Genomic DNA, 15,860 nt, shown 5'->3' with positions numbered 1-15,860 from the left:
CATCTCATTTTTCAACTGCCGGTAGAGTCCCTCTTTTATATCTTCTCCAAAGTCCTGCCGTCAGCAGCAGGGTCGAAACCTCAGCAGCCGGAAAAGCCAGCCAGATACCATCCATTTTCCAGATAAAAGACAGCACAAAGGCGAAAAACAGAATGGCAGCAACACCTCTTGCAAAAGCAATGGCAAAAGATTCCCTTCCACGCTCCACCGCTCCCATAAAAGCCGCTGCCACAATGTTGATCCCAGCTGGACAAAAGCCCAGAAAATACAGCCGCAGTCCACAAAAGGCAATATCCGCAAGTTCCTGATTCCCCTCACTGTTAAAAATCCCAATCAGATTCTGAGTAAATGCAAACGCGGCCGCACTGAACAGAATCCCCACAGCCGCAGCCAGCAGGACCGCTCTTAAAAGCACCGCGGTACTTTCCTTTTTCCTGCCCTCCCCGTAAAAACGGCTGATCAGAGGCTGGCTTCCCTGCGAAATACCGGTAAATACAGATACAGCTACCAGGGCCAGATTCGCCACGATCCCGTAAGCCGCCACCCCTGTATTGCCCGCCAGACGCAGAATCAGCAGATTAAACACAATGAGCACAACTGCGGAAGACAGCTCATTGATAAATGCGGATATACCAAGACTGCAGATATCCAATACCCGCCGCCCAAGCGCTCTTTGATCAAAGCTCCAGGTAAACCGGTTTTTCCCTCTGATAAAATGCAGAGACAAGAGTCCTATACTGATGACCGGAGCAAACCCGGTGGCAAGAGCCGCCCCGAAGATTCCCATATTCAAGGGGAATAAGAATACATAATCAAGCAATATATTAGAAAAACTCCCGGTCAGCATAGCCGCCATGGAAAGACGGGGGCTGCCGTCGTTTCGGACAAATGCAATAAGTATGTTGTTCACAATGAAAAACGGAGCAAATCCCAGTATGGTCTTCAGATAACTCCCTGTCATCTCCTGTATGACACCCTCAGCTCCCAGGATTTTTGCCACAGCATCGGATGCGGTAAAACCAAGGAACAGAAGAACCAGCCCCACCGTAATCCCTGCCGCCGCTGAAGCGGTGAACACCTGATTTCCCTTCTGCACCTCTTTCTGTGCCCGACAGATAGCAAAACGTGTGGCACCACCGATTCCCAGCATCAGCCCCAGTCCGTTAATGATACTGTAGACAGAAATAGCCAGATTCAGCGCTGTCAGGCCGTCTGCCCCCAGACGCTTAGAGATGAAGAAAGTGTCCGCCAAAATATAACAGGACAACCCCAGCATTCCCAGAACATTTAAGGATATGTATTTGTAAAATTCTCTGTTCATTTGTTTCTGCATAAGCCAGTCTCCTTGCGATTTTAAAAAAAATGCCCAAATACATTCCTTCCATGACCTACCGGAATGTATTCAGGCATTTTCCGTCTACCCGGTGGCAGACGGATGCTCATGCTATTGTATATCAGCGGAAGGATTTTTGCAAGAGGGATTTTGTATCCGGTTGACTTCCATCTTATTCAGGATTCCCTCCGCCGTCACACCGGGATGTGTGGCAATGATACGGCAGACCTGTTCGGTAAATTCCGGGGAACAGCCGTATTTTTTTGCCATATCTTTTATATTCTCCCCTTTTTTCATTCCCCGGCTGATATTCTCCACTGCTTTTCGGGTATCGGTTCCCACCGGAACTTTTACGGGGGTATCCGTGTGGGGAATATCTATGCGTTTTACCTGTATCTCTCCGTTCCCGGTCTCCAGAACTGCCATGGTTATATCCTGGTTAAAGCGGCGTTTTCCGCAGCTCCCCGGATTGAGGAAGAGATGTCCGTCCCTTCGTTCCTCCAGATATTTGTGGGAATGACCGAATACGACCACATCCACACCGGTCAGATTTCGGGGGATCTCTTTTTTGTTATGCACCATATAGAAGGTAATACCGTCCAGCTCAAACCGAAGGGATACCGGTATCTGTTCCGCCCATTCTTTGTCATTATTTCCTCTGACAATGTAGAGAGGTTTATCTTTTGAAAGTTCATCCACGATTCTTTGGGTGTTAATATCTCCGCCGTGAAGAACCGCGTCACAGGTATTTACAATTTCCATCACCTCAGGACGCAGAAGCCCGTGGGTATCGGATAAGACTGCTATTCTCATTTAGCTGCTCTCCATCTAATTAGATTTTGTAACTGTCTGTCCGGTGGAACAGTTACAGGATTTCTTTTATCTTATCCGAAATCATTTTCTTTGTAAAGCACCCGCCATTCGTTTATGAAAATTTTGTTGCTCCCATCATAGCGAGCATAGCCACGCCTCCGGCTATGTAGACGCCGTGCACTACCAGGCATATTTTCATCAGATTGTTCTTAACCTTCCCTTTTGTGTAAGCGGTAATCGTGAAAATACCCCCGACAATCATCACCGCAATATACACCAGGATAATGATCTCAGCCGCAGGTGACTCCAATGCCCACGGATTCCATCGTATCGGAAAAATTGTAAACGGGAAAAATATTAAAACAGTACTTATCGCAGTAAACAGTTTTTCTTTCATCATCTATCTCCTCTCTGCCTGTCCGAAACGGATACAGGCTGCAAACAGACACACCACCGTGCAACCCACTGCCACAGGTATGAACGGCATCAGTTCAAAAGCAAAGGTCCCCATATTGGATGCCAGCTCATGCATCCTGGATGCAGCCATGAGAAACGGGTAGCACATGGGGTACGCAAACCATATTTTTGTGTTAATAAGAAGGACAGACGGCACAATAGATGCCATTCCCACACCCATGGAAAAAATGGGAGTCTGAATACTGACAGCAAGCATCCAGAAAAACGCGGCCATGGGAATGGAGGAAATGTAAATGATCCCCGCTTCTCTCAGTATATCCATAACCGGCAGCATGAAGTTATAATCCTGGATTCGGGATGCGATCGCCGCACTTGGAAAATATGCCAGGGTCATAAAAAACATCTGCACTGCTGCCAGCAAAAGAAGGATAGAAAATTTCACCAGGCAGAGGCGGGCCGCAGATACAGGCAGAGCCAGCATCTTCAGTATTCCTTTATTCTTCCGTTCTGTCTGCACCAGCATCACGGTACTGATCACAATACTTGCAGGAAACATGAACCAGGCATATCCCATAAAGCTCTGTATGAAAAAGTTATTTTCCGGGGATATCCCTTCATTTCCTATGGTAAAGTTAATATCCGCATTGATCACAGCAGTCAGCCATATGAGAAATACGGGAATCACTAAAATCCAGAGGATGCCGGAGCGACGTGTCTTTCTCAGTTCTACTCCTGCTAATGATAAGAAACTCATGTGAAATTCCTCCTTATTTTAAAATAGATGATTTCCAGCAATCCGAAACCTGCCGTTTCCCCGCAGGATATAATCAGGCATCTAACTGCCTGCGCCCCATTAAGATTCGGATATACCTTCATGGGCATCATAAATGGCAGATAAGAGAGTATCCCGCCTCCATTTTGGAGAATGGAAGTCATAAACAGACAGATCGTGCCGATTCCCAGCGATATCCACATATTTTTACAGATGGAAGAAACTGCAGTCATACAGAGGAGCAGCGGAAGGAACATGGCAAAAGAAAATCCCATGCTCTTCCAGATCTCTGTCGTAAAGATGCGGTCTGCAGAAAACCACTTCCATCCGCAGAACCAAAGAGCTGCACCTCCCAGTACAAGCGCCCCGGCTGTCAAAACCAACAGCACACTGCATTTTCCGAAAAACAGACTCTCCGGACGCTTTGGAAGGGTATCCATGCGCTGCATGGCATTGTCTGCAAATTCTGTATGGTACATAATACATGCGCCGATAATAAGGAGAAAAGACAGCAGCATAGACATGAGCTGCCAGTTGGCTCCCATTAAAATAACTGCCGGGGAATCCTGTTTGTTTACAAAGCTCTCCGGGCGGGCTCCGATATTTACCACCGGGGCTGCCGCTGCCAGAAGTCCGCCAGCCAGAAATGCGGGAAAGAATCCGGTCCGCTTCAGCTTATTCCACTCCAATGCAGATGTCATTTTCCTGCACCTCTCTTTCTGTTATCCTCCTCCACCATTGCCAGAAATGTATCTTCCAGATTGTCAGAGGGATATCCTTCAAAGTCAGCCATCTGCCGCAGTTCCTGCAGATTCCCTTCAAAGAGGAGACGGCCATGATTCAGGATTCCGATATCATCCGCCATGAGCTCTACCTCAGGAAGCAGGTGGGAGGACACGAGGACTGTGCAGTCGTATTTCTTCGGCAGGGAACGGATCAGAGTCCTGATCTCATGGATTCCCACCGGGTCAAGACCATTGGTCGGTTCGTCCAGGAATAAAATAGGCGGGCGTCCGATAAGCGCAGAGGCCAGCCCCAGCCTCTGTTTCATACCGAGGGAATACTTTCTGGCAAGGCGTTTCCGGTACTGGGTCAGCCCTACAAGCTCCAGAGCATCCGATACGCTGGATTTCGGAAGACCCAGGATTTTTCTTATAATCTCCAGATTCTCTTCACCTGTCAGGTTGCCGTAAAAAGCGGGTGCTTCTATGAAAGACCCCACTTCCCTGAGAATCTTCATCCTGTCTCTGGGGAAGGTATTGCTGTTAATGGTAAAACGGCCTTTTGTAGGCTTTGTCAGTCCCAAAAACATTTTCATAGTAGTGGATTTACCAGCCCCATTCGGTCCCAGAAATCCGTAAACACTGCCCTTTCGTATATGCATGTTCAGGTCAGCGACAGCGGTAAAGTCAGCGTATTCTTTTGTCAGATGGTATGTTTCTATAATATTCATTTTCATGTCTCCCTTCCGGATTCTTTTTCTTTGTTTCTGTCTTTATTATAGAAAGCCAACCTTACATCTGCATTCTGATAACCTTACATTTACCTTACATTTCGGTATTATTCCCACGGGCAGGCGGATTTGCTGATATAATAAGGATACGGGGAGCTACTCAGCCGGATGAATAGATACAAATACGGAAAATATATTTGCAGGGAGGTACAGACAATGGCAAATGATCATTTGAAAAGAAAAAGAATACTTCTTGTAGACGATGAACCGGAGCTGCTTGATATGGTTGTCTCTATTTTACAGGAAGAGGGATATTTACAGATAAAAACCGCAAAAAATACGGCGGAGGCACTGGCTGCCTGTCGTGAGTGGAATCCTGAGTTTGGCATTTTTGATGTTATGCTGCCGGATGGCGATGGTTTCTCCCTGTTTCAAAAGGTCCGGGAGTTTTCTGACTTTCCCATCCTTTTTTTAACCGCACGCGGAGAGGATGAGGACAAATTTACAGGACTTGGCCTGGGTGCTGATGATTATATGGTAAAACCGTTTCTGCCCAGAGAACTGATCCTGCGGGTTCATGTTATATTAAAGAGAAGCTATCGGAATGAATCAAATCTCGTGTATCTGAAAGCCTGTGCCCTGGATTTTGACCGGGCAGAAATTATACGGAACGGGGAACATATTGCCCTGACTGCCAAGGAATTTGAACTGCTGCAGGTTCTCAGCCGGAATGCCGGCAGGATCGTGACAATCGATATGCTCTGTGAGGCAGTTTGGGGTGACAATCCGTTTGGCTATGAAAACTCTCTTATGGCACATATCCGGCGGATAAGGGAAAAAATTGAGGAAAACCCATCCAGACCGGAATCCCTTCTGACTGTCAAGGGACTGGGATATAAACTGCTCATGGAGGACGTACGATGAAAAGTATTCTGAAACTGATCAAACGGTTTATTGTAACCATGCTGTTTTCCCTTGTGCTGCTGCTTTTCCTTAATTTTTTTCTCCTGCTCCTTATCTCATATAAGCAGGCAGCCAACCACGGAGCATGGTCATCTGCAGATACTGTGGCCTCTGCCCTTACTGAGAACGGGGATGGAACATACCGGTTGTCCGCCCAGGGAGAGGATATCCTTTCCAGGACAAATGCCTGGGCTATCTTAGTGGATAATGAAACCGGATATATTCTCTGGAACAGCAGCAATCTTCCGGAGGGGATTCCCACACAGTATTCAGCAGCCAGCATTGCCATGGCGGTCAGAGGGTATATCAATGATTATCCCATCACTACCAGCGGGTACGGGGATGATTTGATCATGCTTGGTTTTCCGAAGAAATCTTACTGGAAATTAATATCCAATACCTTTGACTATGATTTCATCAGAAATTTTCCTAAAACGGTGCTGCTGTTTTTAAGCTGTAATCTCATCCTTATATTTTTCGTCTATATGGTCGTTACCTCCGGGGTTCTGCGTTCTGTAAAGCCGGTCATACAGGGTATTGAGGCACTTCCTGCTGAAAGAGACGTCTATGTCAAGGAAAAGGGACTGCTGTCAGACCTGGCGGTTTCCATCAATAAAGCTGCGGAAAAACTCCGGAATCAGGATTATCAGCTTCAGAAAAAGGAGACTGCCCGTGCAAACTGTATTGCCGGAGTATCCCATGATATCCGAACGCCGCTCTCTATGGTTCTGGGATATGCAAGCCAGATTGAGGAGAACAGGGATTTGCCGGAAAGGGAGCGAAAGAAAGCACGGATCATCCGGCAGCAAAGCCTGCGGATGAAGAATCTGGTCAATGATCTGAATCTGGCGTCAAAACTGGAGTATAATGTGCAGCCTCTTCATATGGATACTGTAAATTTAGTTTCCCTGGTCAGACAGACCGCTGTGGATTTCCTGAATCTGGACCTGGAGGGAAAATATCCAATCGAATGGGTCGCAGGGGAGGATATGCAGAACTGCTGTGCAAAAGCGGATAAGGGGCTTTTAAAACGGGCGGTTTCTAACCTAATCACAAACAGTCAGGTGCATAATCCGGATGGCTGTACATTGTTCATGTCTGTGGGGAGAACAGAAAAGATGTGCAGAATCGTGGTGGAGGACAATGGCACCGGAGTCACCGATGAAGAGCTTGAGAAAATCCGGAAAGCCCCCCATTATATGGTCTGCGACAGAGAGACAGGAAACCAGAGGCACGGGCTTGGGCTGATGCTGGTCAGGCAAATTGCAGAAGTGCATGGCGGAGACATGGAGGTCTCACATGGAAAAGCCGGCGGATTCCGGGTTGTTATCCGGGTGCCGGGAACAGAATGATACTATGATGAGATCTGACGATTGATATCCTGCAGGATTTTATCTATGTTATTGCCATGGACGTATAGAATTATATGCCCGCCGATTATGAGCATTTTTTCGCCTTTCATCAGCGCTGCATAGTCTTCTGTGCGGTGGGATTCTTCGTGGTTTTGATATGCTTTTGCCTGTGAATCCACTGTTTGTAAATGTACTTCCTGTGCACATTCAGTCCGGGCACGTTCTTGCAGTACGCATTCTGCTTGTGCGTGTTTTGTCTGAGCACTTTCTGCTTGTGCACGCTCTGCCCGGGCGCATCCTGTCTGGGCGCATTCTGTCCGGGCGCATCCTGTCCGGACGCGTTCTGTCCGGACGCGTTCTGTCCGAGCGCTTTCTGTCGAAGGATTTTCTGTCTGGATGTATTCTGTCTGAGCGCTTTTTGTTCGAGCGTTTTCTGTCTGGACGCATCCTGTCTGGGATTCTGTCCGAGCGTTTTCTGTCTGAACACATCCTATCCATTCACATCCTGTTTTTGCAGATTCTGTTTGTATGACACCTGCGCCTTTACCTCCTGTCTGTGTAAACGGGAAAACATAATTCCGCAGGCTGATCAATTCCTCCCGCTCCAGCGCATTTTTTTCCTCCGTATTTTGAATCTTCACCTTCAGCTTTTCTTTCTCTTTTTCACATTGCTCCAGGCAATTTTCCAATTCCCTTTTCTTTTGTTCCAGATACGCTGTCCTGCTCTGCAGGTTCTCTATTTTATTGAGGAATTCCTTCCTATCCTTCTCAGCTCTTCGCTGACGGTAGCGGTATTCCTCCGGATCATTCTTTTCACATAACTGCTGCAGACTATGGATATATTTACACAAGCTTGCTATGAGTAATGTCTGTTTATACTCCTGCCATTTCATTCCCTCTGACAGGGAACAGATAAAGTCTATATCTTTCTGCTCCAGCTCAATTCCTGCCAGCATACGCAGGTTCAAATGAAAATATTCAAATACTGTCCCGGGATCAGGCACAGTTCTCTCTGTTTCTGTCCCATCCAGATAATAGCAGGTATAATAGGATTCCATCCGCGGATGACCCTTCTGCAGATTTCTGTGCAGTCTTCTGCCTCCGTTTTCTGTAATTTCCGGCTCCGGCAATGTTTCCAGATCCTCTTCATATGATTCAAGAATCTGAAGCCCCAAATAAAAATCATAATCCTCATGTACCGGAATTTCCAATTCTTCAGCTATTACCAAAAGAACCATCATCTCCGACGCGGCATGTACCATATCATTGCTGTCCTGAACTATCTTTTGGAACATGGAGCCATCTATGTATTCTGCTTTTTTTAACTGGTTCTTAAGATTCCGGTAACCCTTTTCCAGAATTTCTGTAAAGTCTTTGTATCGCCTGTGCTCATCTGCATCACTGTCCTCTGCTGCTTCTTCTTCCAGGCGTATCCGTTCAATCAAACCCACTGCCATGCTTGCCGGGAGCCTGTCAGCCACGAGAAACCAGGATAAAAAGTCCGAATCTTTGTAGCTGGAATTTTTATATGCATCGTAACATGTTTCGCCTTCCTTTTCTGCATATTCCATTATGGCTTCTCTGCACGTCTCATTTCTGACGATTGCATATGCCAGAAAAAGAATACTTTCCACCTGTACCTCCTCGTGATCCATATTCAGCGCAGGGCCTACTGCTGCTGCAAGTAACTGGGGAAGTTCTTCCTGTCCGCGTTTTAACAATTTTCTCCTGATAATGGCATCAAATACATGCTCCTTCTGTTCCTGGTTCCACAGTATGCTCTTTTTCACAACACTGCCCATTTGCGATGACTCGAAAAATCCTTCTCTGCCATCTGCATTCATCATAGCCTGAATCAGCATATTCCGGGATTCTTTTGAGGATTCCATACACCAGTCAATAAATGCCGCCTTAGAATGCACACAGCATCTTAAACCTTCACACACAATGTTTTTTTGTACCATAAAAAACCTCCTTCAGATATGGAATAAAATGATTTGGTAAATTTGGCGAAACGCCTGATTTTGTTTAAAAGATATAATTAGATATTTTAGAGAGGCAAGAACTTTGCCTGTTGTTGTGGAAATACAATATCATATTTGGTCACGAAATGCAAGGACAAAATTTATTTTTTCCGGGCATGACTTATCCGCCAAGTCATGCCTTTATCTGCCATGGCAAATGGAAATCCCGGCTATTGTGGATAACTTGCCACCTTAATGAGACCTTCCGGCCCATTTTCTCATAGTTTTCCACAGTCAAATTGAAAGGTCCCCCCGTTGGAACATTCGCTTTTCGGCCCCTTTTGCTGCAAAAAGAGTAGACCCTGCTCAACAGGCTGGTAAAATATAAGAAGAACCTCCTCCTTTTCCTGCATGATTTTTCCGTGCCATTTGAGATAACATGAGCGAAAGAGATTTGAGGAAGTGCAAAAATCCAGAAAGCCCTGACACTTCCAGTGAGTCGGACTTAGTCTATGAAAGATTACCTGCTATTCCGTTCCAATATCTTAGAATTATAGGCATTTCTGGCGATTCTGATCAGATTCTCATCGTGCTTTACCTACTATTCAACTCTAATATTTTAGAATTATAGGTATTTCTTAAGTTTCCGACCAATTTTTCTTCCTGCTTTACCTACTATTCATTTCTAACATTTTAGAATTATAGGTATTTCTTAAGTTTCTGGCCAATTTTTGTTCCTGCTTTACCTACTATTCAACTCTAATATTTTAGAATTATAGGTATTTCTTAAGTTTCTGGCCAATTTTTCTTCCTGCTTTACCTACTATTCATTTCTAACATTTTAGAATTATAGGTATTTCTTAAGTTTCTGACCAATTTTCCTTCCTGCTTTACCTATATTTCAATCTAAGATTTTAAAATTATAGGTATTTCTTAAGTTTCTGGCCAAATTTTCTTTCTGCTTTACCTACTATTTCAATTCAACATCTTAAAATTATAGGCATCCCTTAATGTTCCGTAATAGTTCAGACAAGTTGAACCGTTACGCAGCCAGCGCAATATAAAGAAAAATGTTCTTATCCATGCATCGCGAAATATATTGCCGGGCACAGGGCACACAGCCAATCCTCAGAATAAAACCGGCTGCTCTTTGATAAACATGAGGATAAAACCAGCCAGCAGCAGCAAGGAAGACCCCCAGATAGCCTGACTGCCCAAATGTGCAGTAACCAGTGCCCCGGTAGTTGCGCCTATGGCGAAAACCAGGATGATAAAATAATAGTGGGCACTCTTCCGCCTAAGCGTTTTATCTTTGGTTATATGATATCTGCAGAGCATTTCCGTGGCACTTCGGATGTTGCCGATACACATGGTAGTAGCACATGGAAGACCATGAAATTTTCGGAAGCTGTTGACCTGCATGGCACAGGCAAAGGACATCAGGGCATTGGCACTTATATTCAGGGATTGAGGGAGAAAACCGGTGATGATCAGTAAAAAAGATTCTATCAGAAGAATAATCTGCCTCCAGTGGATTTTGTCATTTTCCCTGAAAAGGCAATGTACCCGCTCCGTAATATAAACGCCCAGGAAAAAAGCGGCGAGGGGAATGAGATAATGAAGCGCTGTCTTCCATTGGCCCTGGGCCAGATTTTGACCGAGCAGAACAATATTACCGGTTTGTGCATTGGCAAAGACTTTGCCGCGGCAGTTATAGGAATAGGCGTCCTGAAAACCGCCGGCCAGAGTTAAAAATATGGCAAGAGGCATGGACTCTGACATTTGCTTTTTTTTAATTTCTGGTTTCATGATTCCTCCTGTTGACCGCTGTCGGTTTGGGTTGTTTTTTATTCTTTTATATATTATACTTTTGTGAAGCAAGATGTAAAATATATATTTCGTATCGCTTTTATATCATAATAATATATCAGACAGCGGTTATTGTTTATTACAGCCAAAAAAGAAGGAAATTGATAGCGAAGAGCAAACGATTGCCACAGAGATTGCAGCGTCCAAAGGAAAGGCAGAGTAACTTTAATGAATATAACATATGATTATTATAAAATTTTTTATTTCGTAGCGAAATATCACAGCTTTACAAAGGCGGCCTCTGTTCTGATGAACAGTCAGCCCAATATTACCAGATCCATGAATAATCTGGAGCACGAGCTGGGATGCAGACTTTTGGTGCGCTCCAACAGGGGCGTAAAGCTAACACCGGAGGGGGAAATGCTCTTCCGTCATGTATCCCTGGCTGTGGAACAGATTCAGGCCGGAGAGGAAGAACTGCGGTCAGCGCAGTCCCTGCAAAACGGGCAGGTTTCCATCGGAGCCAGCGAAACGGCACTGCATGGGCTGCTTCTGCATAAACTCGGGGAATTTCACAGGAAATACCCGGGAGTAAGGATACGGATTTCTAATCAGACCACGCCTCAGGCCATACAGGCTTTGAAAAACGGTACCGTAGATTTTGCCGTTATCACAAATCCATCGGGCATCACCAGGCCATTAAAAGAAATTCCGCTGAAATATTTCAGGGAAATCCTTGTAGGCGGGCCGCAGTTTTCCGGGTTTTCCGAAAAAACATGGCATCTCGGGGAACTGAAACAGTTCTCCTTTGTGTGTATGGATAAAAGATCAAGAAGTTATGAATTGTATGGGGACTTTTTCCTGGAACACGGCTTAACCTTGGAACCGGATTTGGAGGCTGCCACCATGGACCAGGTTCTGATGATGGTGAAAAACGGGCTTGGAATCGGATTTCTTCCCGAAGAATTTGCCGGGGATGCTTTGGAGAAAAATGAAATTTTCAGAATTCCACTGCATATAGAACCGCCGAAGCGCTCCATATGCCTGATTCAGGATACGGAGCGCCCGCTCAGTGTTGTCGCTGAAAAATTAATGGAGCTCTTACTATTATATTAAATAGGTTTCTTTTCTTTATAATTAGTCATTTCCATTATTTTTGTCAAACCATTTGCAAATATAATAGCTAATTACACTTGCTACAATTGAAATTAAGAAATTAAAGATTTTCATATTTACACCCCCTTCCCACAAAAAGTGATCGGCTTATGATGGTAAATACTTAACATCTAGTGTTCTCTAATTATACAGATATTTTATCACATATTTCGTGCGAAGGAAACAGATTGTTACAATTAATTATTGTTGAAATTTTATATTAGCTATGATACAATACTTGTGTCGGTATTTTTTTACAATACCGGGGATTGAAATAACAAAAATTATTTGTAAAGTAAATTGAAACACCGAAAAGAGACTGCCTTATTAAATTTAATAGGCAGCCTCTTTTCATTTACTGAAACCCTTTCCGGTTAATTTACAGCTTCTTCCTCCCCATCCTGACATCCTCCATCAACGCCTGGAGTTCATCCGACATATGGTCAAACAAATAATTTTTCCCATTTTGTCCCTGGTTCAGATAATTGCTTCGGATTTCTATGTCTGCAGCCTGAATCTCCTCTTTCAGGCCGGCGGCTGAGAGGCGGCTCGCGCCCTGGCCCAGAATGATGATCTGCTCCAGTGCGTCAGAGGTTGCCACGGTAACCCGGTGTTTTCTTCCAATCTCATGGACCGTTTTCTCAATGTACTGGTCCGCTGTTTCCGCCTCTTTTGTATAAACTACATAGATATTGTGGTATTTCATTACTTCTCCCGTATTGCCCTCCACTTTATAGGCATCATATACGAGGATCAGTGTGTTCTTCTTATATCCCTGATAATTGCTGAGGATGTCCATGAGCTTATTTCTGGCGGCCTCAATGCTGGCATTGGCAAGATCTTTTAACTCTTCCCATGCAAATATAATATTATAGCCGTCTACCAGCAGGTATTCCTCCTCTGTCACCTGCTTTGCAGGCCTGTATTGCCTGGAGGAAGATGACTCTGCGCTTACGGTACGTTTTCTGTTGAATGGATTTCTTTCCTTTTTGGCAGTTCCGTATGTGCGGGCAAAGATTTCTTCCAGCTCTTTTTCATCTGCCAGACCGCCACCCGTGTAAGAGGAAGGTGATATCTGAGCGGATGATTCCTGAACCGGCTTCTCTTTTTTCTCCAGACTAAGGCCGCTGTCCAGATGCATGTAATCCCGCACTTTATCATAACTCACCACAAAACCGGCGCCATGGGAACAGAAAACAGAGCCTGTGGGATTTTCCGTATCCTTCTCGGAATCATAGCCTTTTTCAGCGATGACCTCCTCCGCATTGTGGCAGGGTTCGTATCCCTTCAGTGTGCAGGAAAGACGTCCGTGGCCTTTGGTATAGGCGATCACTTCTGTCTGGTAATCCCGCATGGCGGATACAGGGGCGGTACCTGTCAGTATGGTCATATCCCCCTCTATGATCGGTTCGGAAAATGTGCCGTACATTTTCTGGATGTCTGAGAGCGCCCTTCCCACCTTGTCGGAGGGGATTTCCAGCCGGTATTCGTAGACAGGTTCCAGCAGCAGACTGGTTGTACATTTCAGTCCGTGGCGCACGGCACGATAAGTAGCCTGCCGGAAATCTCCGCCTTCTGTATGCTTTAAATGTGCTCGTCCTGTCACCAGTGTGATCTTCATATCCGTGATCTCGGAACCTGTCAGCACACCTCTGTGGCGTTTTTCTTCCAGATGTGTCAGCACCAGACGCTGCCAGTTTCGTTCCAGGATATCCTCACTGCAGGCTGTCTCGAACTGCAGGCCGCTGCCCCGCTCTCCCGGCTCCATGAGAAGATGCACCTCCGCATAGTGGCGGAGAGGTTCAAAATGCCCTACCCCTTCCACCGGCTCTGTGATGGTTTCTTTGTACACGATACTTCCCGCTCCAAATTCCACTTCCGTGCCAAATCGTTCCCCGATCAGCCGTTTCAGAATTTCTATCTGCACCTCTCCCATAACCTGTGCATGGATTTCATTGGACTGCTCTTCCCAGACAATGTGCAGTTCCGGTTCTTCCTCCTCCAGCTGGCGGAGCTTCAGATACATCTGGTGCACATCACATTCCGGCGGAAGCTGGATTTGATAGGTGAGAACAGGCTCAAGAAGCGGCAGCTCCGACTCAGTCTCAGCGCCCAGCCCCTCTCCGCAGTATGTCCTGGACAGCCCTGTCACCGCGCACACTGTCCCTGCAGGTGCCTCGCTCACAGCACGGAAACCGGCTCCGGAATAGATACGGAGCTGGTCCGCTTTTTCCTCCCAGATCTCATCACTATCCGCCTGTTCATCACGGCGGTTTGTCAGCATTCCTTTCACCTTCAGAGTTCCGCCCGTGATTTTCATATAAGTCAGACGGGTCCCCTGGGCGTCCCTGGCTATTTTGTATATCCTGGCGCCGAAATCCTCCGGGTATTTCGGACAGGCCGTATAGGTTTCCAGACCCTGCAGAAACTCCTCCACTCCTTCTATTTTCAGGGCAGAGCCGAAATAGCAGGGAAATACTTTCCGCTCCGCTATCAGCCGGACGATTTCTCCCTGCTCCACAGTGCCGTCAGACAGATATTTTTCCAGTACAGCCTCATCACTCATAGCCAGATTCTCATAAAAGGCCTCCTGTTCCTCCTCAAAGGCTATACACCTTTCATCCAGGCGTTTCTGCAGTTCTTCCAGCAGCTTCTGCCTGTCAGTTCCCTCCTGGTCCATTTTATTAATAAACAAGAACACAGGAATCTCGTATCGGGTCAGAAGCCTCCACAATGTCTGCACATGTCCCTGTACGCCATCAGCGCCGCTGATGACCAGGACCGCGTAATCCAGTATCTGCAGGGTCCTTTCCATCTCCGCCGAAAAGTCCACATGCCCCGGAGTATCCAGAAGTGTCACTTCCTTTTCTCCCAGTTTTACCTCAGCCTGTTTGGAAAAGATTGTGATTCCCCGCTCCCGTTCCAGGTCATAGGTGTCCAGAAATGCATCCTGATGATCCACACGCCCTGGTTTTCTGATACTGCCCGTCAGATACAGGATACTCTCAGCCAGTGTTGTCTTGCCGGCATCCACATGGGCCAACAGACCCACACTCATATGTTTTGACGTTTTATAAAACGATTTATTCTCTCTCTTTTCGGATGTATTTTCCATGAAAATACCCCTTTCTGTGATATATAATACAGTGATTATCATATCACAGAAAGGGGTGTAAGTCGATAAGTATCATCGCATAAACAGGCTCATGTTAACCGACAGTAAGGTTTTCTTATCTCTTTCTTCTAAAACCGTATTCCTTTTTCAAACACTCATATATCTCAAAAGCCACCGGACATACAGATACTGCTTCTAATACACTGTACAGACTCCACAGACGTTCCGGCTGATTTGTAAACGGATAATCCCTGCAGCTTTTTGGTCTGCATTCTCCCAATCTGCAGGTTCCATCCTCCTGAAGAAAGTCACAGGGCATATGCTTTGTATCATAGTCACCTGAGATTTCATCTCTTTTCAAATATAATTTTTTAAACTCTTCCACCGTAATACCCAGATGCCCGGCATCCTTTTCCACATCTTCTTCCGGAATTGTACCATGATACATCTTGCAGCAATTACGGCATTTACTGCAGTCATAGTCTGCAAAAAATTCATTATGCAGTCTCAAAAACTGTGCGTCCAGTTCTTCTTCCTCTGCATTGCATTTCAAAAAGGTACGAAATCTGATATTCTCATTTTCTTTCTGTTTCGCATGTTTTTGAACCTCATTCGGTTTCAGCATTTTATCACCCCGTATTTAAAAATTTATCTGCGTTATTCTTATATAAGAATATCATAAAAGAACCTCCCGGGAAAGTCCCTGGAGATTCT

Annotated in this window: 13 protein-coding genes; 3 read left to right on the top strand and 10 right to left on the bottom strand. The window is 45.6% G+C overall.

The features are described 5' to 3' along the window. Positions 1-4 precede the first annotated feature (4 nt). The 6 genes from LC508_RS24650 to LC508_RS24625 all read right to left on the bottom strand — a co-directional run bounded on the left by LC508_RS24650 (position 5) and on the right by LC508_RS24625 (position 4,788). The gene (locus LC508_RS24650) at positions 5-1,333 is read right to left on the bottom strand and encodes an MATE family efflux transporter (protein ID WP_033140816.1); all 1,329 of its coding nucleotides are present in this window, start codon (positions 1,331-1,333) and stop codon (positions 5-7) included. Positions 1,334-1,444: 111 nt separating this feature from the next. Then, complete coding sequence (locus LC508_RS28415) at positions 1,445-2,146, bottom strand: metallophosphoesterase family protein (protein ID WP_034513823.1); 702 nt, start codon at positions 2,144-2,146, stop codon at positions 1,445-1,447. A 112-nt stretch (positions 2,147-2,258) separates the two neighbouring features. After that, positions 2,259-2,546 carry a hypothetical protein gene (locus LC508_RS24640; RefSeq protein WP_225305260.1) on the bottom strand — a complete coding sequence of 96 codons (288 nt, stop codon included), beginning with the start codon at positions 2,544-2,546 and terminating at the stop codon, positions 2,259-2,261. Next, on the bottom strand, positions 2,547-3,317 hold the full coding sequence (locus LC508_RS24635) for an ABC transporter permease (protein ID WP_033140814.1): 771 nt from the start codon (positions 3,315-3,317) through the stop codon (positions 2,547-2,549). Next, complete coding sequence (locus LC508_RS24630; protein WP_033140813.1) at positions 3,314-4,036, bottom strand: ABC transporter permease; 723 nt, start codon at positions 4,034-4,036, stop codon at positions 3,314-3,316. Before LC508_RS24630 ends, LC508_RS24635 begins: the two co-directional genes overlap by 4 nt. Continuing rightward, positions 4,033-4,788 (bottom strand): ABC transporter ATP-binding protein, encoded by a 756-nt coding sequence (locus LC508_RS24625; protein ID WP_033140812.1) that lies wholly within the window; start codon positions 4,786-4,788, stop codon positions 4,033-4,035. Before LC508_RS24625 ends, LC508_RS24630 begins: the two co-directional genes overlap by 4 nt. Positions 4,789-5,004: 216 nt before the next feature. Here LC508_RS24625 and LC508_RS24620 point away from each other — a divergent pair, with 216 nt between their 5' ends. Then, positions 5,005-5,712 carry a response regulator transcription factor gene (locus LC508_RS24620; RefSeq protein ID WP_033140811.1) on the top strand — a complete coding sequence of 236 codons (708 nt, stop codon included), beginning with the start codon at positions 5,005-5,007 and terminating at the stop codon, positions 5,710-5,712. Beyond that, positions 5,709-7,103, top strand: coding sequence for a sensor histidine kinase (locus tag LC508_RS24615; protein WP_033140810.1), 1,395 nt, complete (start codon positions 5,709-5,711; stop codon positions 7,101-7,103). Before LC508_RS24620 ends, LC508_RS24615 begins: the two co-directional genes overlap by 4 nt. A gap of 2 nt (positions 7,104-7,105) precedes the next feature. Here LC508_RS24615 and LC508_RS24610 read toward each other — a convergent pair whose 3' ends face one another. Next, entirely contained in the window at positions 7,106-9,067 is a 1,962-nt protein-coding gene (locus tag LC508_RS24610) for a hypothetical protein (RefSeq protein WP_103731499.1), read from the bottom strand. 1,128 nt (positions 9,068-10,195) lie between these two features. Then, positions 10,196-10,876, bottom strand: a complete 681-nt coding sequence (locus LC508_RS24605; protein ID WP_054353672.1) for a YoaK family protein — start codon at positions 10,874-10,876, stop codon at positions 10,196-10,198. A gap of 228 nt (positions 10,877-11,104) precedes the next feature. On the opposite strand from LC508_RS24605, the gene LC508_RS24600 reads away from it, so the two are divergent. Continuing rightward, positions 11,105-11,992: a LysR family transcriptional regulator gene (locus LC508_RS24600; protein ID WP_033140808.1), complete on the top strand. Its 888-nt coding sequence runs from the start codon at positions 11,105-11,107 to the stop codon at positions 11,990-11,992. A gap of 418 nt (positions 11,993-12,410) precedes the next feature. Here the strand turns inward: LC508_RS24600 and LC508_RS24595 are convergent, their stop codons facing one another. Together LC508_RS24595 and LC508_RS24590 are read right to left on the bottom strand one after the other, a co-directional pair. Beyond that, entirely contained in the window at positions 12,411-15,146 is a 2,736-nt protein-coding gene (locus LC508_RS24595; protein ID WP_033140807.1) for a translation factor GTPase family protein, read from the bottom strand. A gap of 115 nt (positions 15,147-15,261) precedes the next feature. Continuing rightward, on the bottom strand, positions 15,262-15,771 hold the full coding sequence (locus tag LC508_RS24590; protein WP_033140806.1) for a YkgJ family cysteine cluster protein: 510 nt from the start codon (positions 15,769-15,771) through the stop codon (positions 15,262-15,264). Positions 15,772-15,860: the final 89 nt, after the last annotated feature.

It is taken from the genome of Blautia parvula (genome assembly GCF_020215665.1).
Taxonomy (GTDB): domain Bacteria; phylum Bacillota; class Clostridia; order Lachnospirales; family Lachnospiraceae; genus Blautia; species Blautia celeris.
The sequence above is the reverse complement of the archived record's forward strand: the minus strand, read 5'-3'. Positions and strand labels throughout refer to the sequence as shown.

Bases quoted from the DNA above. Each gene is read 5' to 3' on its own strand.
- LC508_RS24595 (WP_033140807.1), bottom strand. From the start codon at position 15,146: ATGGAAAATACATCCGAAAAGAGAGAGAATAAATCGTTTTATAAAACG.
- LC508_RS24640 (WP_225305260.1), bottom strand. From the start codon at position 2,546: ATGATGAAAGAAAAACTGTTTACTGCGATAAGTACTGTTTTAATATTT.
- LC508_RS24630 (WP_033140813.1), bottom strand. From the start codon at position 4,036: ATGACATCTGCATTGGAGTGGAATAAGCTGAAGCGGACCGGATTCTTT.
- LC508_RS24590 (WP_033140806.1), bottom strand. From the start codon at position 15,771: ATGCTGAAACCGAATGAGGTTCAAAAACATGCGAAACAGAAAGAAAAT.
- LC508_RS28415 (WP_034513823.1), bottom strand. From the start codon at position 2,146: ATGAGAATAGCAGTCTTATCCGATACCCACGGGCTTCTGCGTCCTGAG.
- LC508_RS24625 (WP_033140812.1), bottom strand. From the start codon at position 4,788: ATGAATATTATAGAAACATACCATCTGACAAAAGAATACGCTGACTTT.
- LC508_RS24620 (WP_033140811.1), top strand. From the start codon at position 5,005: ATGGCAAATGATCATTTGAAAAGAAAAAGAATACTTCTTGTAGACGAT.
- LC508_RS24605 (WP_054353672.1), bottom strand. From the start codon at position 10,876: ATGAAACCAGAAATTAAAAAAAAGCAAATGTCAGAGTCCATGCCTCTT.
- LC508_RS24615 (WP_033140810.1), top strand. From the start codon at position 5,709: ATGAAAAGTATTCTGAAACTGATCAAACGGTTTATTGTAACCATGCTG.
- LC508_RS24650 (WP_033140816.1), bottom strand. From the start codon at position 1,333: ATGCAGAAACAAATGAACAGAGAATTTTACAAATACATATCCTTAAAT.
- LC508_RS24635 (WP_033140814.1), bottom strand. From the start codon at position 3,317: ATGAGTTTCTTATCATTAGCAGGAGTAGAACTGAGAAAGACACGTCGC.
- LC508_RS24600 (WP_033140808.1), top strand. From the start codon at position 11,105: ATGAATATAACATATGATTATTATAAAATTTTTTATTTCGTAGCGAAA.
- LC508_RS24610 (WP_103731499.1), bottom strand. From the start codon at position 9,067: ATGGTACAAAAAAACATTGTGTGTGAAGGTTTAAGATGCTGTGTGCAT.